This is a genomic window from Nesterenkonia alkaliphila (assembly GCF_009758175.1).
GTDB classification, from domain to species: domain Bacteria; phylum Actinomycetota; class Actinomycetes; order Actinomycetales; family Micrococcaceae; genus Nesterenkonia; species Nesterenkonia alkaliphila.
In genome coordinates, this window is sequence record NZ_WRPM01000007.1 from 1 (window position 1) to 18,654 (window position 18,654).

Sequence of the window (18,654 nt, forward strand, 5' to 3'; positions counted from 1 at the left end):
CGAAGCCGCATAATCACCCAGCAACTCGGAGAGCCAGTTACACCACTACACGGGACTTGACCTTCCCTCCTCTTCCCCGCCATCTCCAGTGTTCTGCCTTGAGACGTGATCTTGGCCTTGATCACGCGCATCCAGGCGTTCTTTCGACGAGGTTCCGAAAGGGTCGCCTGGGCCTGCATTCGTGCTCCGGTCCGTGTGTTGTCTGACCACGGCAGCAGAGCAGAGAGTGGTTCCCCTTTCCAGTCACAGAACAGGACCACGACGTCGTATTTGGCGGCATGGTGCGGGACGCCGGAGGAGATAGAACACTTGGGGCCGATCAGTGCGGTAGAGAGCGACTCCAATGGAATCCGGCGCCCGTCAATACTGAACGCTCCACGCTCAGTCCGGACCTTTCCCTCGTAGTTGAGGAGATCGAGCACCTGCCACGCCGCCATCAGCTCATCCCAGTAACCTCTTGGCTTCTTCCATAGGGGAGAAGCTGTGGGGGAGATGACGGGAGAAGTGGCGGGGTCGGCCTAAAGCATCGCGACGGACAATCTTGACTAGAGGTAGTACCACTCCAGGGTTCACAAGTGTCCGTTCTACTACTTCCCGCAGGAGCGGGTCCGAATTATTGTCCAAGCCCTCAGAACTGAGAAAGAGTGGGCGGAGGCTGATTATTCTGCTCATCTTCAGTCCGGAGACAGTCCACCGATGTTCGGGTGTCGATCGCAGGAATGAAGCGAACTTGTCTTTGCCCTGGGCTGCCATTGAAACGTCGACTTCTATCTCATCACCTGGAGCAATCCAGCCGACTTGTCGAGCAATTCCCGAACTGAGCGCCGCTTCGGTTTTAGTTTGCACGTCCCGCCTGGACATCGACCATTCCGGGACTGCGGCGGTTAGAAGGTCGACCTTAGGGTTGGGCCACATCTTCGCAATTTCGCCTGCAAAAACCCGAAGGATCCCGAGTTCGATGGCCCCTTTCTTGTTTTTCCATGCGTAGATGCGTGCGTGATGGACGCTTCCGAGCTCCACGGCCCCACCTCGTACGGGCAGTTGGGCGGAATCGCTTGGGAACGTAAGAATTTCTCCGCCAACCCGCCTGGTCAGGTTGCCTACTAGCGCCTCGGAAAGGAACTGGGGTGCTTTGGTCCCTTCGAGTTCCTTCTTGACCAGTAAATAGATCTTCGGGTCGACAATACGCTGGACGTCCTTGGCTGACCACTCGGTATGCAAGGATTTGGACTTCAGTGTACGAACAGTGTCCTCGTGCACCGGACCGACATTTCGGCCAAGCCGCAGAGGGTTGATCACGGCGATTTCATCGTTTCGGATCGCATCACGGATCACCTCGCCCAGGCGCTGGGCTCGCAGCTTCCACTCTAAGAACGATTGGCGTTCGCCGTAGAGGCGTTGCCAACCTTTCTCCCACTCCTGCTCACCGACCCAGAAGGCAGTGTTGCGCATGTTGTCACGGATAGCCAGCACCTGACCCACGGCATGGTTCATCAGTGAAACCACCGCGGCGTCGACCGCGTGATGCCGGAAGTCACCGCGATCCTTGATGTCCTTGCCGCGCAAATGGATCATCGAGTCGATCCCTGAGGCTTTCCGTGCCGCCGACACCACGGAACCGCGGTACACATTCGCTGTGGGTGCCGCAACGCCCAGCTGCGCAGCAGCATCCGTGAGGAACTTCTGAATCCGCTCGCGCAGGGCACGCGCCGCATATGCAGTGGACTCCATGCTGCGCTCATCCAGCGGCTCGTCCTCTTCGCCCTGGCGCAGACGCTGAATAGTCTCGCGGTTGATCTTCCTCTCTGAGGCATTCGCTCCCCGCCCCAGCCATCCTTTGACCCGCGCGATAGCCTCATCCACGCTGACCCCTTCACGCTGGGTTCGAGACGCCCAGGCAGCGAAAGGCACACGGCCCTTGTCCTGATTGCAACCTCGGCAGACCGCTACTAGGTTGGCCCGGGTCGAGGCACCTCCTCCGGCCCGCGGAACAATGTGGTCGAGCTCGCAGGACTTCGCGTCGATCGTTGTACCGCAGTAGGCGCATTGCGAGTTCTGGCGTTGCACGTACTCGTGGCGCCGGGCGTCGCGCCGGGTCGGCTCGTGGGAGAGGACACCCCTCAGCGCCTCGCGGGCCTTCTCTCGGTCGCTAAGGATCTTGCGCTGTTCGCGCCGATACTCCTCCAGGGCAGCCGCGCCCATGAAGGCGCTACGAACATGTTCCAGATTGACCTGCTCGGGCAAGCCCCAGTTCTGAACACAACCCAGGAGGAACCGTCGGATGGCGGTGAGATTCTGGTCCACAGTGGGATGTTCAGTACGCTCGTCCAGTGAAGGTGGAGTCGGTTTCCACGTATCATCCACACCAAAGACGGCCTTGCGAGCCTCATGCAGCCCTTCACGGTGCCCAGCCATCCTTGCATTGAGCCGTTTCAAGGATTGAGTGGAGTAGGCAGCCCGGCCGTTCTCCAGTTCGATGCTAGCCAGTTTCTCCAGGGCGGTCTCGTCCCACTCGGTGACGACGTCATCGAGCCCGGTCTGTGCGAACAGCTCATCCTGCCCGTCAGTGGTGTCGATCAGCCAGGAGACGAATGCTTGGATCAGCTCAGCGTCAGCCTCGGCAAACCACTTCTTGATGGGTTTCTTGGCCTTGGCTGGGAGCTGATCGATCCCATACTCCAGCAGGTCTAGGGTTCGGTTGATCGGGGGGTTGTTCCCGACGACGTCATCCAGTGCGTTGGTCTTCAGCGCCCGTGGCGAGACGTCTAGGCATTCAGCAACATCAGCCCACACCGGAGTTTCGGTGGGCAGATGACTCTTATGCCAGTTGAGGAGGAGCTTGGTGGCGGCGTCGTACTCTTCATCGGTGAGTTTGCGGAAACCTCGGCCTCCCCGGATGCCGAGATTGGCCACCGCGGCCCGGATGCGGAACTCCTGGAACTCCAGAGAGGCACGCGGAGCCCGGTAGAACTGCGTCATGCCCGGCAGTTCGTCCTTGCCCACGTTCTCCTGCGGAACCCGCGGCTTCTCCTGATGGAACACGACGCGGATCAATGAATCCCGGTCGTCCGCTGGGAGGTCCTGGATATCCCAGTACTTCTCCACCTCAGCCAGCTGGTCCTCTTGCAGGAGCTTGTGCTCAAAGAGCGGGAGCTCGCCGGCGGTCTGGGTCCGACTGTTCTTGGATTTTCGGGGACGAATGACGATGGTGGGATCGTTGCCGAGGGCGCCGAGTTGCCCGACCGTGAAATCCTCAGGAAAGTCCCGCCCGAAACGTTCCCGGGCGGCGTCGATGTTCTTCTTGTGGTTATTGCTCGGCACTGGCAGTTCACAGAATGTGTTCCAGGTCAGCCAGGGGTTGCGCCATCCGCGATGTCGAGCAATGTGGCGTAGTGCCATGGAAAGGTCAGCCTTCAGCTGCTCCTGGTCAGTAATCCGGCCTTCCACCAGCCGTGTGCGAGCTTGCCAGGGCTCATAGGTGGCGGGACCGTCGATGATGGGGTAGCCGAGCTCGCGGAGCTTGTTGTCGAGCTTCTGGAGTCGTTGCTTGCGATACTTTCGCATTCGACGCACTCGGCGGGCCAGCCCAGCTTTGGCCTTCCTGCTCTCTGGAGATTTCTCCGTGCCAGGCAGGATGCCGCCGTCCATCCGATGGGTGAGGGCCGAGAGCAGCTGAATGGGGAAACCGTCGTCATCCAACTCAATGGCAGCGAGGCCTATGCCTCGCTGGCCAACGTCAATTCCGATTCGGTACTTACACGGGCGGTCTTTGGGCTTCTCGACTCTGATCATTGCGTCCCCATTGGCCGAAGTCTAAATTTTCGACAACGCTACCTGAAAGCTAGCTGGGAACCTTTGAGTTAAGCTCGAAAGAATGTGACGCCGCTCGCCGGCTTACACTGCACGTGCAGCGGCGGAGGGGGTGACCTCCAGGAAGCGGATATCGGGAGACAGTCGCGTGCACACGCCCACTACGTCGTTGATCCGTGAGCGGGGCACCAGGGTCAGCACCGAGCCGCCGAAGCCGCCGCCGATCAGGCGGGCGCCCAGGGCACCGAACTGCACCGCGGCGTCCACCACTTGGTCAGCCAGCCGGAAGCTGACCTCCGCCTGCTCCTTCATCGAGGTGTGACCGGCAGAGAGAATATCGCCCAGCACCTGCGCAGTATGGGAGACCCCATGCGCCTCAGCGGTGATCAGGGCATGGATCTTCTCACTGCGCAGCATCTCGCCCAGGGCGTGCTTGAGCCTACGCCGGCAGGCCCCTGGCTCGAGGCCGCCGAAGTCTGCCCCGGCCTCCACCGCCTGGTCGAACCGTTCCAGCAGCAGCTCCACATCAGTCTTACGCGGCCTTGCCGGCAGCGCATCACGTAGCCGGTCCACATCCAGCACCGCCACGGCAGCCTCTGCCTCGGCCCGCCGGGAGCTGAACTGCCCGTCGGTCAGCTCATGCGGCTGGCCGGTGTCGATGGCCAGAAACTGGTAGTCGCGCAGCAGAAATGTCAGATCTGTGCGGGTCACCGAGAAGTCCCGGCAGTCCAGGGAGACCAGCTTGTCCTTGGCGGCACGCAGGGAGGCGTTCTGGTCCAGCCCGCCGGTGCCTGCCCCGACCACCTCCACCTCAGCGCGGATGCAGGCCCGGGCAAGGGTGGCGCGCAGCGCATCGGTCAGCGCCTCATTGAGCTCCTCATCTGGATTCTCTGCTCCCAGCGGTGTGCCCGTGCCGGCGAAGGCCAGAACAGCCGCGCACTCCAAGGAGGCCGAGGAAGACAGGCCCCCGCCGATCGGCAGCGTGGAGCGGATCAGCACATCGGCCCCATAGCCAGGCTCCAGGGCCAGGTCCGGAAGCTCCTCACCCACCTGGGCCAGGGACCACAGCACCCCGGAAACATAGCCGGTCCAGGAAGGGGCGCTCTCCGGCATCGGTGAGTTAGCGGCGTCGGGGATCTCCACCACTCCGGTGTCCAGGTCCGGGTCTAGGGTGCGCAGCCGCAGCATACCGTCAGTCCTGGCAGCGGCAGCCACATAGGTGCCATGGCGCAGGGCCACCGGCAGGCAGCGGCCGCCATGGAAGTCGATGTGTTCGCCGTTGAGGTTCGCCCGCCCGGGGGCGAACCACACCCCCGCGGCATCACGTTCATAGACATGGGCGAAGCGGGTGGTCAGTGCCGCAGCAATCGATTCGGGATCCCCCGGAGCCAACCAGCGGGCGGAATTTTCACGCATGAGCTCCAATTCTGCCACTGTCTGCTCTTTCCCGCGCACAGCTGAATATCACCCCTAGCCAGTTAGCTCATACTGTGATGGTCTAGTACCGAAAGCACGACGACGCCGCCCCAGGCATCGTCACCGCAACTACCCAAGGAGGAGCCCACTATGGCCGTAGACGTGAAGTACACCGCAGAAGCCCTGGCCACCGGCGGCGGCCGGGAAGGCAAGGCCCGCACCGCTGACGGTGCTCTGGACCTGACCATGGCTCCGCCGAAGGAGCTCGGCGGCTCCGGGGAGGGAATCAATCCCGAGCAGCTCTTTGCCACCGGCTGGGCCGCCTGCTTCCTGGGCGCGACCAAGAAGGTAGCCGGCGACGACTACGACACCACCGATGCATCGGTAGGCGTGAAGGTCAGCATCGGCGCCGATGATGACGGCGGGTTCGGCCTGGCCGCCGAGATCGAGGTGGTGCTGCCTAAGCTGGACCAGGCCGCAGCCGAGGAACTGGCCGAGAAGGCCCATGCCTTCTGCCCCTACTCCAAGGCCACCCGCGGCAATATCGAGGTTAAAGTCACTGCCGCCCAGGACTGAGCTTTCGCGTTCCTGCCGCGGAGCACCTGCTTCTCTTCGCCTCGGCCCAATCTGGGCGCAATCCTGAAGAGAAGCAGGTGCTTTTGCGTGTTTTGGGATTTTCGTTTCTTTCGTTTGTTACCATAGGGGTATGGCAACACCGACGCTCACCCCACGCGATGCTGCTCGTCAGGCAGCGGACTTAGTCCAGTCTGCTCGCTCACTGGCAATCGACGGGCGCGAAATTCCACTCAGTGATGAGCTCAAAGATGGGCTGCGTGAGTTGCTGCGTCATATTGCGGCAGGTGACGAGGTAGATGTTGTCGCACGTCCCGAGTACTTGAGCACGCAACAGGCTGCAGAGATCCTGCGGGTCAGTCGACCAACACTGGTGAAGATGCTTGATGAAGGGCTCATCCGCTATGAGCGTCCCGGCACACACCGTCGCATTCCCAAGCAGGCGCTAGAGGAATACCTGGTTGCAGAAGCTCAGGCCAGAAAACAGGCTTTGGAGGATTTGGCAGAAACCTTTGACTCTGAGCTGCCCGATGAGGTTGTGTCCACGCGTTGAGTGCTCCAGTTGTATTGCTGGATGCCAATGTTTTGGTGCCTCAGCGGCTGAGCAGCTTATTGCTGACTCTGGCAGAGCGCGATCTTTTTCAGCCTCGCTGGTCTGACCGGATTCTCGATGAGGTTGAACGCACCCTGGTCAATAAACTCGGCTTAGGGGCAGACAAGGTAGCGCGACGGCTTGCCGCCATGCGGCGGGCCTTTCCACGAGCGGCGGTCGTTGGGCTTGAAGATTTCACCGGTGACCCACGGTGTCATCCCAAGGATCAGCATGTCTATGCGGCGGCTCAGTGGGCTACTGCCGATCTCTTGGTGACGTTCAACCTTAGCGACTTTCCCGCGGAGTCGAGCCAGCCTGGCGATGTTCCGGTCCGGCACCCGGATCATTTTCTGCTTCGCCTCTGGGCGGAGCATCAACAGGCTGTGGAATCGGGCATTGAGTACGAAGCGAAACGTATGCGCCGCCCTCCGATGGACGTGCGGGGCGTCCTTTCAGGGATTGCGCCGATTACTCCCATGACCGCCAATACTCTCCACAACCACTGGGGGCAGCGTGCTACAACACTTCCCGCCTACGAAGCTGCTGATCCGATGCAGTCCCCCTACGCGGGGTCGATGGGGGAGCCTGACTTCGGCAAACCTGACCATGTGCTCTATGTATGGTGGACTGCCTTGGCTGACCGGTTCACGAATGCTGCGGCGAAAGAAGTGCTGCACTCGCTGACATGGTTACCGGAAGCCTTCGGAGACTACGAGTGGGTCGATGAGATGCTCAGAGGGTATTCCCTGGCGTCCAAGGTTTACTATGCCGTGGACGCTCCGGAGGAAGTTGCATATATGAGGTTCATTCCGGAGGTTGCACAGTCATCGCGGACCTTTGCCCCAATGGCGGTGCCCAGTGCAGTCTTCGTCACCTTGGTGCGCACCGGCCCCAAACAGTGGATGGTTTGGGGGTTGGGCGACCACATGCCGTCTCTTCGAGATATCCGAGGTTAGTTAACGGGAATACCGGCACCTCGGTCAGTACTAGGACTGCGTGCAGACGCTACTGTTCGAGTTAGCATCATCCGAAATCAAAGTCACTGCAGCCCAGGACTGAGCCGGCTGGGCTCCGGCTGCGCCCCCTGTACCACTTGCTTCAATCTTGAAAGAATGAAATATGAGCAATACAGAGGCGCAGCCCAAGGAGCAGGTCTGCATCAACGGCCCCTACACCTTCGACTTCTCCGGAGGTGCGGATGAGGCCGCCGGCCCGCCTGGCACTGCCCCCGGCGAGGGGCAGCTGAGCCCCGGTATCACCCGGGCCAGCAACGGGGTGCAGCTGCTGGAGCCGCGTGATGTGCCGCTTGGCGGGCCGCGGGCCATGACGGTGCGCCGGACCCTGCCGCAGCGGGCGCGCTCGCTGGTGGGTGCCTGGTGCTTCCTGGACTTCTACGGACCTGATGACCTCACCGAGGCCACCCCGATGCGGGTCCCCCGCCACCCGCACACCGGGCTGGCCACCTGCTCCTGGCTGTTCTCAGGCCGGATCGACCACCTGGACTCCGCCGGGAACTGGGCTACCGTCCGCCCGGGGGAGGTGGCCCTGATGAACGCCGGCCGCGGGATCAGTCACTCCGAATACTCCACCGCTGACACTAAGATCTTGCACGGGGCCCAGCTCTGGTACGCCTTCCCGGAGGAGCACCGGTTCGTGGAGCCCAACCTGGAATCCCATCACCCGGAGCCGGTGCGCGGTCAGGGCTGGGAGGCCAAGGTGTTTCTGGGTGAGCTGCTGGGCTACCGCTCACCGGTGAAGACCTATATCCCGCTCACCGGTGCTGAGATCCGCTTGGAGCCCGGACAGGTCCTGGACATTGAGATTCCGGCCGGCCACGAGCACGCACTGCTGCCGATCTCCGGGTCTGTGGCGCTCAACGGCTGCCCGGTGCCTGCCGACCATCTGGCGGTGGTGGACACCGGGGCAACGGTGCTGCGCCTGCAGTCTGATGAGCAGCCGGTGCTCGCCCTGCTGATCGGCGGCGAACCCCTGGGTGAGCAGATTGTGATGTGGTGGAACTTCGTGGGTCGATCGCATGAGGAGATTGCCGCCTACCGGCAGGCCTACCAGGCGGAGATGGGCTTTGAGGCCCCGGGTGAGGAGTCCCCGCTGGCAGAGAAGCTGCAGGGGACGTCGTCGTACTCTGAGGTGCTCACCGAGCAGGCCTCCCAGCCTGACGGCACCCAGGAAGAGGTCGAGGTGGCCCCCGGCGCCTTGGGCGAACCCATCGGTGGGGCGCTGCGCGATGCGCTGACCGGCAGCCAGTACCGGGACGGCCGGCCCTTCCCGCAGTTCGGCGACTTCCCGCCCGGCCAGGCCGCACCGCTGCCCGCCCCTGCGCTGCCCAATACCCGGATGAAGCCCCGCGGCTGATCATAGAGGTTCAGCGCGACCTGTCAGTCCAGGGTGACAGTGGTTTGGTGGCCGGCTTGGGTGAAGCCCAGGCTGATGGCCATCCGCAAGGATCCTGGTGATTCGGCGGCGGCCCGCCACTGCGGGACCAGCCCCTCCACGAATGCCTCCTCCACGGCGACCGCTGCGGCGAACCGGCCCAGGCCCAGGCCGCGGTGGTCCGGTTGGGTGAGCACCCCGATGTGCCCCAGCACATCCTGCCAGGTGTCTCGGCCGGCTGCGGCCATCACCTCACCGGTGGCCTCTGCCACCACCGCCGCGGTCCACTCAGCCTGCTGAATCCCGGAGAGAGCCACGTCATCTGCAGGGCAGCGACTGCTCAGCTGACGGATATGCTCCGCCTCGAAGGAGACGGAGACCTTCTCCGAACCCTGGATCTCCGGCGGCTCCTCGCAATAGAGCAGATGGGCCTCACCCAGCATGCGGGCCCCACGGTGATGCTCGCTGATGATTCCCAGCAGCCGTGACTCCAGGGCCAGTTCCTCATCAGGGACTCGGCGCGCGGCGGCGAGAACCTCCGGTGGCCCGTAGAGGGCAGTGCGGCCGAAGAGCTGAACCAAACTGACTGCCGCGGCGTCGTCGTTTCCTGCCTCGATCCGCTCACCGGGGGTGGCGGCGGCGAGGGCACCGTCCTGAAGCCCCAGGATCCGCGACCAGGCCAGCATGATGATCTGCTCGGTATGGTCGTCAAGTCCCGTCATGGACCCAGCGTACTCAGCCGGTGCATGGTTCGGGACGTTACGGTAGGAATATGGTGAAAATCGGGTACATCGTAGGAAGCCTTGCGCAGAACTCCATCAACCGGAAGTTGGCGCAGGTGATCGTGGACCAGGCACCGCAGCAGGCGGAGCTGGTGGAGATCAACATCACTGAGCTGCCGCTCTATGACCGGCATATGGATGCCGATTTCCCACAGGTGCTGCGCGAGTTCAAGGAGCAGGTAGCTGCGGTGGATGGGCTGCTGATCGTCTCCCCGGAGCACAACCAGTCATTCCCGGCACCGGTGAAGAACGCGATCGACGTGCTCTCCCGCCCGCCCAAGGAGGGGCAGCTGGCTGGTCTGAAGCTGGGCATTGCCGGCGCCTCGCCGGGGCGCTTCGGGACCATCAACGGTCAAGCGCAGATGCGGCAGTTCCTACCGCCCCAAGGGGTGAAGCTGATGGGCTCCCCGGTGCTGGCCGTGCAGGTCACCGGCGAGACATTCCACGAGGATGGCACCGCCGATGAGCAGACCACTGCGCGGGCGAGGAAGTACATTGACGCCTTCACCGAGTTCGTATCAGCCCGCTGAGGGTCAGCCGAGCACGACGCCGCCGGCGGGCCGGATCTGCCGCGTTTCCTCACCAGGAGGAAGTCCCGCTGACCTGGAGAGAGGACCATTGACTCGGTGGGTGGGGTAGTTCTCGGCTTCAGCATCGTGGCGGTGATCGTTCTGATCGGGGTGGTTATCGCCGTAGTTGCCCGAGACAAAGCGGTGGCCATCCACAAAGGCTTGGTGCCGCTGGTGTACTACGTCACCAATCCCTGTCTGATGGTGGTGGTAGTGGCCGGCACGGACGTTCGCGTGGTTGCCGGGCTCTACACCCCATTAGCTCTCGCGATTGCGCTGCTGACGGCACTAGTCTTTGCCCTCATCTGTCTAGTGATGAAGCGTTCTGCCGCCGACACCGCGGTAGGGGCTATGGCCTCCTCCTACGCCAATGTAGGGAACATCGGTGTACCCGTGGCGATCTATGCCGTGGGCACCACAGCGCCCGTGGTGGCTTTCCTGCTGGCACAACTGCTGGTCCTGGCGCCGATGTACCTACTCATCTTTGGGGTCATCTCCCGTCGAGCTGCGAAGGACGAGCCAGGCGGCTCTCGGCTGAAGATGATCCTCTCCTCGGTGCTGAACCCTACTACTGTGGGAGTAATCCTCGGAGCGGTGATCTCACTGATCGGAGTGAATCTCCCTGCTGTCCTCTGGGAGCCGGTGACGATGGTCGGTGAAGCCTCTATCCCGCTGATGCTGATGATCTTCGGGATGGTGCTGGTGCGCAGCCATCCTTTCGCGCAGCGCAGCCGGATACCCGACAGTGTGCTGGCCACTCTCGGCAAGGTGGTCCTCATGCCCGCGATCGCACTACTCTTGGGCGGACCGGTGGCGGGGCTGGAAGGCACAGACCTGCTCGGGTTGGTAGCTATGGCCGCGCTGCCGACCGCACAGAACGTGCTGCTGTTCGGCATGCACTACCGGATGCCTCAGACAGTAGCCAAGGACACAATCTTCGCCAGCTCCATTCTGGCCCTGCCCGTGACGATCCTTGCTGCCGCGGTGATAGCTGTCTGAAATGAAACCGCTTTCAGGTTCATAACAACCTGGAGCACACCCCCAGGTGGTAGGAGATCTTAGGCCTGAGTCGACTCTCGGATGATCAGCTCGGGCTGGAAGACGGTGTGCTGGACCGGAGAGGCAGGGTCCTCGATGGCGCGCTGCAGCAGCTGGGCGGCGTGCTCTCCCATCTCGGCTGCGGGCTGGCGGATCGAGGTGATCGGAATCGTGGCATTGGCGGCGAACTCAATATCGTCATAACCGGCCAGCAGGATGTCCTGGGGCACCGAGATTCCGGAACGCACCAGCACCTGCAGTACGCCCAGGGCCACCAGGTCGTTGGTGGCGAAGACCGCATCCGGCCGTTGCTTGGCCTCCCGGCTCAGCAGAGCCTCCGTGGCAGTGCGTCCCGCCGCGGCGTCCATGGCTGAAGTGGCGATGTACTCCACCGCAGCCTCAGCGCACTGGCGCACCCGCTGTTGAGCTCCGCGCAGCCGGTTCCGGACCTGGCGCAGCCCCTCCGGCCCTCCCACCACGGCAATCCGGGTCGCGCCCTGGGAGATGAGGTGGTCTGCAGCGAGCCAGCCGCCGCGCTCATCATCCACTGAGACCGAGGACAGTTCATCGGCCCCCGCCTTACGGTCAATGATCACCACCGGGATCCCGTTGCTCTTCAGCTTCCGCAGCCGCGGCAGCACATTGCCCACGGGGGCGATCAGGATCCCGGCTACCCGCTGCTGCTCGAACAGGTTCAAATACGTGACTTCCCGATCACTCTCCTGGGAGGAGTTGCCCAGCAGCAGCGGCCTGCCCAGATCCCGAAGATGTTGTTCGGCCCCACCGGCGACGTCGGTGAAGTAGGGGTTGGCGGCGTCGAGCACGATCAGCCCTACCGCCGGGTTGAACCCGGCGCGCAGCTGCCGGGCGGCGTCGTTGCGGACATAGCCGAGCTCCTCGATAGCCGCATGGACCTTGGCCAAGGTCCGTTCGGAGACCCGCTGCGGATGGTTCAGCGCGTTGGAGACCGTTGCGGGAGAGACCCCGGCCCGTTCCGCCACATCACGAACTTGAGCCATCGCCATAGTGGATAACAATACCGCTGCTTTTCGGGAAGGCGGGCCGGGCGCATTGACAGCTCAGTGACTCAGATCCTATGATCGGTGTCACTTATTGAATCGATTTACATCGGAAGTCTGCCGACCTCTGAAGTATCGGTTACCACCATCATTCGTATCTGGAGGGTTCATGGTCGCTGAGCAGACCTCGCCTGTCCTTGAACTCGAGGGTGTGCGCAAAACCTTCGGCAGTGTGACAGCGCTAGCTGAGGGCACTCTCACCGTGCACCCCGGTTCTGTGCATGCGCTCGTGGGCGAGAACGGCGCGGGGAAGTCCACGCTGATCAAAATCGTGGCCGGCCTGCATAAGCGGGACGCCGGGACCTTCCGGTTCCGGGGCAAAGAGGCCCAGTTCTCCTCCACCGCCGATGCCAAAGACGCCGGCATCGCCGTCATCTACCAGGAACCTACGCTGTTCCCTGACCTATCGGTCACGGAGAACATCTTCATGGGCCGGCAGCCGGTGGGCCGCAGCCGGCGCATCGACAAGCAGGCCATGGTCGATGAGGCCCAGCGCATTTTTGACCGGCTCGGCGTAGACCTGGACCCCCGCCGCCCAGCACAGGGGCTCTCCATCGCAGACCAGCAGATCATCGAGATCGCCAAAGCTATCTCCCTGGACGCACATCTGCTGATCATGGACGAGCCCACTGCTGCGCTTTCCGGCATGGAGGTTGAACGGCTCTTCACCGTGACCCGCAGCCTCAGGGATGAGGGGCGCGGCATCGTATTCATCTCCCACCGGTTCGACGAAGTCTTTGACCTGAGCGACACCGTTACTGTGATGCGGGACGGCACCTATATCGGCACCGTGAAGACCGAGGAAACAAGTAATGATGAATTGGTCACCATGATGGTCGGGCGGGAAGTCACCGAGCTCTTCCCCAAGACTCCCGCTGAGATCGGCGATGTGGTGCTCGAGGTCGAGGACCTCAACCGTACAGGCACCTTCCACAACGTCAGCTTCACCGTTCGGGCAGGAGAGATAGTGGGCCTGGCCGGCCTGGTCGGGGCAGGCCGCAGTGAGATCGCCCGCGCAGTCTTCGGTGTGGACCCCTACGACTCCGGCACAGTGCGGCTCAACGGCAGGACGATCCCCAAGAACCGGCCCACTGCGGCTATCAACGCCGGGATGGCGCTGGTTCCTGAGGATCGCCGGCAACAGGGCCTGATCCTGGAGTCCTCGGTGGGGCACAACATTGGAGCTGCCATTCGCAGCCGTCTGCAGAAGCTGGGCCTGATCACGCGGTCAACCGAGAACCGCGCTGCCGAACCCTGGGCCGGGCGACTGCAGGTCAAGACAGCGGCAATGTCCATGAACGCGGCCACCATGAGCGGAGGCAATCAGCAGAAGGTCGCCATCGCGAAATGGCTGGCCACCGATCCCAAACTGCTGATCATCGACGAACCCACCCGGGGAATCGACGTCGGGACCAAGTCCGAGGTCCACCGCCTGCTCTCCGAACTGGCCGGGGAGGGCCTGGCCGTGCTGATGATCTCCTCCGAGCTGCCCGAGGTGCTGGGCATGGCAGACCGGGTGCTGGTGGTCAGCGAGGGCCGGATCAGTGCGGAACTGGAGCGCAGCGAGGCCACTCCTGAAAAGGTGATGCACGCCGCCACAGCCCGGCACGAGCAAATCCGAGAGGGAGCTTCCGCATGAGCACCGAGGCGCTTGCCAAACCCAGTCAGATGAGCGCTACCCAGCGGTTCGTCAGAGACATCTTCGCCTCACGCGAGATGGCCATCGTGCTGGTCATCCTGGCGGTCATCGCTACGGCTACCAGCCTGAATCAGAACTTTCTCTTCAGCACCCAGGGCTGGCGTGACCTTCTCCTGACACCCTCAATTCTGATGGTGCTGGCCGTCGGCTCAGCAATCGTGATCGTCACCCGCAACGTGGATCTCTCGGTCGGCTCAACCCTGGCCATCACTGCCTATATGACCGGCCGGCTCTTCATCGACTTCCCCGGCATCCCGATCCCGGTGGTGATCCTCATCGGAATTGCCGTGGGTGCGGGACTGGGCCTGATCAACGGCGTACTGGTGGCATTCGGCAAGGTTCCTGCCCTGGTGGTGACCCTGGGCACCATGTACATCTACCGCGGCGTCGTACTCACATGGGCCGGCAGCGACCGGATCAACGCTTCTGACATGCCCCGTGAGTTCCTGCGCCTTGGGACCCTGCAGATCGGCACCATCCCGCTGCTGACCATCACCGCGCTGGTGGTGCTGCTCGCCGCCGCCTACTGGTTGGGTTCCACCCGAAGCGGCCGCGAGATGTACGCCATCGGTTCCAACCCCGAGGCCGCCACCCTCTACGGACTGCCCGCGACCAAGCGAATCATCGTTGCCTTCGTCATCGGTGGAGCTCTGGCCGGACTGGCCGGAGTCATGTACGCGGCACGCTACGGCACCGTCAGCGCCGGGGCCGGCATGACCTGGGAGCTCAACGCCATCGGCGCGGCCGTGATCGGCGGTGTAGCCATCTTCGGCGGCTCCGGTACGGTCTGGGGCGCAGCCTTGGGCGCGATCCTGCTGATGACCATCAACCGCACCCTGCCGATCATCGGCGTCCCCGACTTCTGGCAGCGGGCCGTGGTCGGCGCGCTGATCATCGGAGCAATTGTCCTGGACAGGTACCTCGCCGCCAGACAGACGCGCAAACTTCAGGAAGCGAGGGATAAGACGTGAGCACCGCAACTCGCTCTGAAGAGCACAACCCCGCAGTAGACAAAGTCACGCTGGGAGAAGGCTCGCCACGCAAATACCGGCACTACCATCGCCCCTGGTGGTTCCGTGCCTTTATGACCACCGAGTTCCTGATCATCGCGCTGTTGGCGCTGGTGTGGATCTGGGCGAACATCTCGGTGGACAACTTCTCCGGTCCACTGACTGTGCGCTACCTGCTGATGGACATTGCGCCTCTGATGATGATTGCGCTGCCCATGACGCTGATCATCATCACCGGGCAGATCGACCTCTCAGTGGCCAGCATCATGGGTCTCTCCTCGGTGGTGGTGGGCATAGCCCACGTGGAGTGGGGGCTCTCACTGCCGGCTGCCGGCGCCCTGGCCATCCTGGTCGGCATCGGGTGCGGAGCCTTCAACGGATTCTTCGTCGCCTACGTGAACCTGCCCTCGCTGGCAGTGACCATCGGCACCCTGGCGCTGTTCCGCGGGCTTGCGGTGGGACTGCTCGGCACCACGGCGCTGACCGACTTCGACCCGGAGTGGACCTCCCTGGCCACGGCCTCCATCGGTGAATCCCGGGTGCCCCTGGTGGTGGTGCCGATCATTGCTCTGATTGTGATCTTCGTGATCCTGCTGCACTTCACCCCCTTCGGCCGTGGTCTCTACGACATCGGCCACAACGATCTCACCGCACGGTTCAGCGGCGTGAACGTGGCTCGCTCTCAGATGATCACGTTCATCCTTTCCGGAGCGGTCTCGGCCTTTGCCGGGATCTTCTACACGCTGCGGTTCGGCAATTCACGCGGTGACAACGCCATGGGCCTGGAGCTTGAAGTGATTGCCGCTGTCCTGCTCGGCGGTGTACTGATCTTCGGCGGTCGCGGAGCCCTGCACGGGGTGATCGCCGGTGTGCTGCTCATCGGCGTCATATCCTCCGCGCTGCGGATGGAAGGCGTGACTGTCAACGTCATCAACATCATCATCGGTCTGCTGCTGATCGCCTCGGTGATGACACCACAGATTGTCGCGGGCCTCCAACGATGGAGACCCAAAAAGAGAAAGGTAACACCATGAAGAGGAACACCTTCAGCACTCGGGCGGCACTGACCGCCACCGGCATGGCCGCTGCCCTGGTCCTGGCCTCCTGCGGCGGGGACGACAGCGGAAACGGCAACGGCGAGGACAACGGGGGCGATGCTGAGGGCAGCGACCTGAGCATCACCTTTATCCCTACTGATTTAGGTAATCCCTATTTCGAAGCATCAAATACTGGTGCAGGGGAGGCTACAGAAGAATTTGGTGCATCGCTTTCTATTGTAGGCCCGCAAGAAGCAACACCAGATGCCCAAGTTGAGCACATCAACACTGCAGCGCAACAGGGGGAGGATGCGATTGCTATTGCCGCCAACGATGTATCTGCAGTTTGTGGGGCGCTCAACGAGGCCAGGGAGGTCGGGATCCCAGTGGTTACTTACGATTCAGATACTGATCCTGACTGCCGAGACTTATTTGTAAATCAAGCTAGTGCTGAAGGAATTGCTCGGGGACAGTTGGAATTAGTTTCTGATCAAATTGGAGGAGAGGGAAGAATCGCTATTTTGTCCGCGACTGCAAACTCTCCTAACCAAAATCAGTGGATTGCACTCATGGAGGAGGAGCTTGAAGCCAATTATCCAGAGATCGAGTTGGTGGACATAGTCTATGGTGACGATGACGACCAGCGCTCTTTCGACCAAACCGCAGCCCTCCTGCAGTCCCATTCGGACCTGGATGCTATCGTTTCGCCGACCACTGTAGGGATTGCGGCAGCGTCTAGATATATTGCTGACTCGCCCTATGCAGGGGAGATAGTCATTACAGGCTTGGGAACGCCTAACCAGATGCGTGAATATGTGGAATCTGGCGTAGTCGAGGCTTTCGCGTTGTGGAACCCGGAGGATCTGGGCTACCTCGCCGCCTGGGCCGCCTACGCGGTGGCTACTGGTGAGATCGACGGCGAGGAGGGTGACACCTTTGAAGCTGGTCGCCTCGGTGAGTACACCGTGGGTGCAGACGGCGAGATCCTCCTGGGTGATCCCTTCGTCTTCGACGCCGACAATATCGACGATTTCGATTTCTGATTCATATCAGCGATGGGTGCCCGGCTGCACATCCCGCGGTCGGGCACCCAGCCAGCAGAGACCACATAGAAGCGACACAGGGCAGAGGCAGTATGCAACGAGTGTGTTTCCAGCTCCAGGTCAGACCTGACCGGCTGGATGAGTACAGGCAGCGGCACCGCAGCGTGTGGCCAGAGATGCTCAGAGCGCTGAAGCGCTCCGGGTGGCACAACTATTCGCTGTTTCTGCGCGAGGACGGTCTGCTGATCGGCTACCTGGAGACGGACTCGCTCGATGCCGCCCAGGCCGCCATGGAGCGCGAGGAGGTCAACGCGCGCTGGCAGGCAGAGATGGCCGAGTACTTTGTGGAGCTCCAAGGTGCCCGCCCGGACACCGGGTTTGTGCAGCTGGAGGAAGTCTTCCACCTTGAGGATCAACTGGCAGCCCTGGAAGGGAACTAGAGGAGATATGACAACGTTCGCAGAGATTGCTCCGCAGCTGGAGCACCAGGCTATTGAGGTTCCCTCCTGGGCTTACGGGAACTCCGGCACCCGGTTCAAGGTATTCGGCTCACCGGGCACTCCCCGCACGGTGGAAGAGAAGATCGACGACGCCGCCGCCGTCCACCGGTTCACCGGCCTGGCTCCGAAGGTAGCGCTGCACATCCCCTGGGATATGGTCGACGACTTCGGTGCACTCACCCGCTATGCCAAAGACGCCGGCATCGAGATCGGCACCATCAACTCCAACACCTTCCAGGACGATGACTACAAGCTCGGCGGGCTGACCCACCACGACCCCGCCATCAGGCAGAAGGCCGTGGACCACCACCTGGAATGCATCGAGGTCATGGGCGCCACCGGCTCCCGTGACCTGAAGATCTGGCTGGCTGATGGCTCCAACTACCCCGGTCAAGCCGATATCCGCGCCCGCCAGGCCTGGCTCGCCGAGTCCCTGGCCACCATCCACGCCCAGCTCAGCAACGATCAGCGTCTGGTGCTGGAGTACAAGATCTTCGAGCCGGCCTTCTACCACACGGACGTGCCCGACTGGGGCACCGCTCTGGTCCACGTCCAAGCCCTGGGGGACAATGCCGTGGTCTGCCTGGACACCGGCCATCACGCCCCCAGCACCAATGTGGAGTTCATCGTGGCCCAGCTGCTGCGCCTCGGAAAGCTCGGCTCCTTCGACTTCAACTCCCGCAACTACGCCGACGACGACCTGATCGTCGGCTCGGCCGACCCCTTCCAGCTGTTCCGCATCCTCTTCGAGGTCATCCGCGGCGGCGGCTACGGACCGGACTCCGAGGTGGCCTTCATGCTCGACCAGTGCCACAACATCGAGAAGAAGATCCCCGGCCAGATTCGCAGTGTGCTCAACGTCCAGGAGATGACGGCCCGCGCCCTACTGGTGGACCGTCAGGCCCTTGCCGCAGCCCAGCAGGCCGGGGATGTGCTCGGCGCCCACCAGGTGTTCATGGACGCCTTCTACACCGATGTGCGCGCAGACCTGGCTGCCTGGCGGGAATCCCGCGGGCTGCCCGGGGACCCGATGGCAGCCTACGCAGCATCCGGATACCAGGAAAAGATCGAAGCCGACCGCGTCGGCGGAACCCAGATGAGCTGGTAGGGCGCAA

The 18,654-nt window shown here is 62.5% G+C and carries 17 protein-coding genes; 12 read left to right on the forward strand and 5 right to left on the reverse strand.

Annotation, left to right across the window (positions count from 1 at the left end):
- From GNZ21_RS00785 to GNZ21_RS00795, 3 genes are all read right to left on the reverse strand, one after another.
- A partial coding sequence (locus GNZ21_RS00785) for a CRISPR-associated endonuclease Cas1 (protein ID WP_198345931.1) occupies nt 1–437 on the reverse strand: 437 nt, incomplete at its 3' end.
- A gap of 4 nt (nt 438–441) precedes the next feature.
- Nucleotides 442–3,792: a type II CRISPR RNA-guided endonuclease Cas9 gene (gene cas9, locus GNZ21_RS00790; RefSeq protein WP_157320467.1), complete on the reverse strand. Its 3,351-nt coding sequence runs from the start codon at nt 3,790–3,792 to the stop codon at nt 442–444.
- Between the two features lie 102 nt (nt 3,793–3,894).
- Nucleotides 3,895–5,226 carry a galactokinase gene (locus tag GNZ21_RS00795; RefSeq protein ID WP_157320469.1) on the reverse strand — a complete coding sequence of 444 codons (1,332 nt, stop codon included), beginning with the start codon at nt 5,224–5,226 and terminating at the stop codon, nt 3,895–3,897.
- 150 nt (nt 5,227–5,376) lie between these two features.
- Between GNZ21_RS00795 and GNZ21_RS00800 the strand changes: the two genes are divergently transcribed.
- From GNZ21_RS00800 to GNZ21_RS00815, 4 genes are all read left to right on the forward strand, one after another.
- Nucleotides 5,377–5,802, forward strand: coding sequence for an organic hydroperoxide resistance protein (locus tag GNZ21_RS00800; RefSeq protein ID WP_157320471.1), 426 nt, complete (start codon nt 5,377–5,379; stop codon nt 5,800–5,802).
- Between the two features lie 130 nt (nt 5,803–5,932).
- Nucleotides 5,933–6,352, forward strand: a complete 420-nt coding sequence (locus GNZ21_RS00805) for a helix-turn-helix domain-containing protein (protein WP_157320473.1) — start codon at nt 5,933–5,935, stop codon at nt 6,350–6,352.
- Nucleotides 6,349–7,347, forward strand: coding sequence for a PIN domain-containing protein (locus GNZ21_RS00810; protein ID WP_157320475.1), 999 nt, complete (start codon nt 6,349–6,351; stop codon nt 7,345–7,347). Before GNZ21_RS00805 ends, GNZ21_RS00810 begins: the two co-directional genes overlap by 4 nt.
- 163 nt (nt 7,348–7,510) lie before the next feature.
- Nucleotides 7,511–8,764, forward strand: coding sequence for a pirin family protein (locus GNZ21_RS00815; protein ID WP_157320477.1), 1,254 nt, complete (start codon nt 7,511–7,513; stop codon nt 8,762–8,764).
- A gap of 23 nt (nt 8,765–8,787) precedes the next feature.
- Here the strand turns inward: GNZ21_RS00815 and GNZ21_RS00820 are convergent, their stop codons facing one another.
- Nucleotides 8,788–9,504 (reverse strand): GNAT family N-acetyltransferase, encoded by a 717-nt coding sequence (locus tag GNZ21_RS00820; RefSeq protein ID WP_157320478.1) that lies wholly within the window; start codon nt 9,502–9,504, stop codon nt 8,788–8,790.
- A 50-nt stretch (nt 9,505–9,554) separates the two neighbouring features.
- On the opposite strand from GNZ21_RS00820, the gene GNZ21_RS00825 reads away from it, so the two are divergent.
- Nucleotides 9,555–10,094 carry an NADPH-dependent FMN reductase gene (locus GNZ21_RS00825; protein ID WP_157320480.1) on the forward strand — a complete coding sequence of 180 codons (540 nt, stop codon included), beginning with the start codon at nt 9,555–9,557 and terminating at the stop codon, nt 10,092–10,094.
- Between the two features lie 96 nt (nt 10,095–10,190).
- Complete coding sequence (locus GNZ21_RS00830; RefSeq protein WP_188503587.1) at nt 10,191–11,132, forward strand: AEC family transporter; 942 nt, start codon at nt 10,191–10,193, stop codon at nt 11,130–11,132.
- A 59-nt stretch (nt 11,133–11,191) separates the two neighbouring features.
- Here the strand turns inward: GNZ21_RS00830 and GNZ21_RS00835 are convergent, their stop codons facing one another.
- The gene (locus tag GNZ21_RS00835; RefSeq protein WP_157320482.1) at nt 11,192–12,190 is read right to left on the reverse strand and encodes a LacI family DNA-binding transcriptional regulator; all 999 of its coding nucleotides are present in this window, start codon (nt 12,188–12,190) and stop codon (nt 11,192–11,194) included.
- Between the two features lie 169 nt (nt 12,191–12,359).
- On the opposite strand from GNZ21_RS00835, the gene GNZ21_RS00840 reads away from it, so the two are divergent.
- The 6 genes from GNZ21_RS00840 (at nt 12,360) to rhaI (ending at nt 18,647) form a co-directional block, all read left to right on the forward strand.
- On the forward strand, nt 12,360–13,889 hold the full coding sequence (locus GNZ21_RS00840) for a sugar ABC transporter ATP-binding protein (RefSeq protein ID WP_157320484.1): 1,530 nt from the start codon (nt 12,360–12,362) through the stop codon (nt 13,887–13,889).
- Nucleotides 13,890–13,918: 29 nt separating this feature from the next.
- Nucleotides 13,919–14,920: an ABC transporter permease gene (locus GNZ21_RS00845; RefSeq protein ID WP_157320633.1), complete on the forward strand. Its 1,002-nt coding sequence runs from the start codon at nt 13,919–13,921 to the stop codon at nt 14,918–14,920.
- Nucleotides 14,917–15,993 carry an ABC transporter permease gene (locus GNZ21_RS00850; protein WP_229659463.1) on the forward strand — a complete coding sequence of 359 codons (1,077 nt, stop codon included), beginning with the start codon at nt 14,917–14,919 and terminating at the stop codon, nt 15,991–15,993. The genes GNZ21_RS00845 and GNZ21_RS00850 overlap by 4 nt, the downstream gene beginning before the upstream one ends.
- Entirely contained in the window at nt 15,990–17,039 is a 1,050-nt protein-coding gene (gene rhaS, locus GNZ21_RS00855; protein WP_188503590.1) for a rhamnose ABC transporter substrate-binding protein, read from the forward strand. Before GNZ21_RS00850 ends, rhaS begins: the two co-directional genes overlap by 4 nt.
- 92 nt (nt 17,040–17,131) lie before the next feature.
- A complete protein-coding gene (locus tag GNZ21_RS00860; RefSeq protein ID WP_157320486.1) occupies nt 17,132–17,479 on the forward strand; it encodes an L-rhamnose mutarotase in 348 nt (115 codons plus the stop codon).
- A gap of 7 nt (nt 17,480–17,486) precedes the next feature.
- A complete protein-coding gene (rhaI, locus tag GNZ21_RS00865) occupies nt 17,487–18,647 on the forward strand; it encodes an L-rhamnose isomerase (RefSeq protein ID WP_157320488.1) in 1,161 nt (386 codons plus the stop codon).
- Nucleotides 18,648–18,654 lie beyond the last annotated feature (7 nt).

Bases quoted from the DNA above. Each gene is read 5' to 3' on its own strand.
- cas9 (WP_157320467.1), bottom strand. From the start codon at position 3,792: ATGATCAGAGTCGAGAAGCCCAAAGACCGCCCGTGTAAGTACCGAATC.
- GNZ21_RS00795 (WP_157320469.1), bottom strand. From the start codon at position 5,226: ATGCGTGAAAATTCCGCCCGCTGGTTGGCTCCGGGGGATCCCGAATCG.
- GNZ21_RS00800 (WP_157320471.1), top strand. From the start codon at position 5,377: ATGGCCGTAGACGTGAAGTACACCGCAGAAGCCCTGGCCACCGGCGGC.
- GNZ21_RS00805 (WP_157320473.1), top strand. From the start codon at position 5,933: ATGGCAACACCGACGCTCACCCCACGCGATGCTGCTCGTCAGGCAGCG.
- GNZ21_RS00815 (WP_157320477.1), top strand. From the start codon at position 7,511: ATGAGCAATACAGAGGCGCAGCCCAAGGAGCAGGTCTGCATCAACGGC.
- GNZ21_RS00820 (WP_157320478.1), bottom strand. From the start codon at position 9,504: ATGACGGGACTTGACGACCATACCGAGCAGATCATCATGCTGGCCTGG.
- GNZ21_RS00825 (WP_157320480.1), top strand. From the start codon at position 9,555: ATGGTGAAAATCGGGTACATCGTAGGAAGCCTTGCGCAGAACTCCATC.
- GNZ21_RS00835 (WP_157320482.1), bottom strand. From the start codon at position 12,190: ATGGCTCAAGTTCGTGATGTGGCGGAACGGGCCGGGGTCTCTCCCGCA.
- GNZ21_RS00840 (WP_157320484.1), top strand. From the start codon at position 12,360: ATGGTCGCTGAGCAGACCTCGCCTGTCCTTGAACTCGAGGGTGTGCGC.
- GNZ21_RS00845 (WP_157320633.1), top strand. From the start codon at position 13,919: ATGAGCGCTACCCAGCGGTTCGTCAGAGACATCTTCGCCTCACGCGAG.
- rhaS (WP_188503590.1), top strand. From the start codon at position 15,990: ATGAAGAGGAACACCTTCAGCACTCGGGCGGCACTGACCGCCACCGGC.
- GNZ21_RS00860 (WP_157320486.1), top strand. From the start codon at position 17,132: ATGCAACGAGTGTGTTTCCAGCTCCAGGTCAGACCTGACCGGCTGGAT.
- rhaI (WP_157320488.1), top strand. From the start codon at position 17,487: ATGACAACGTTCGCAGAGATTGCTCCGCAGCTGGAGCACCAGGCTATT.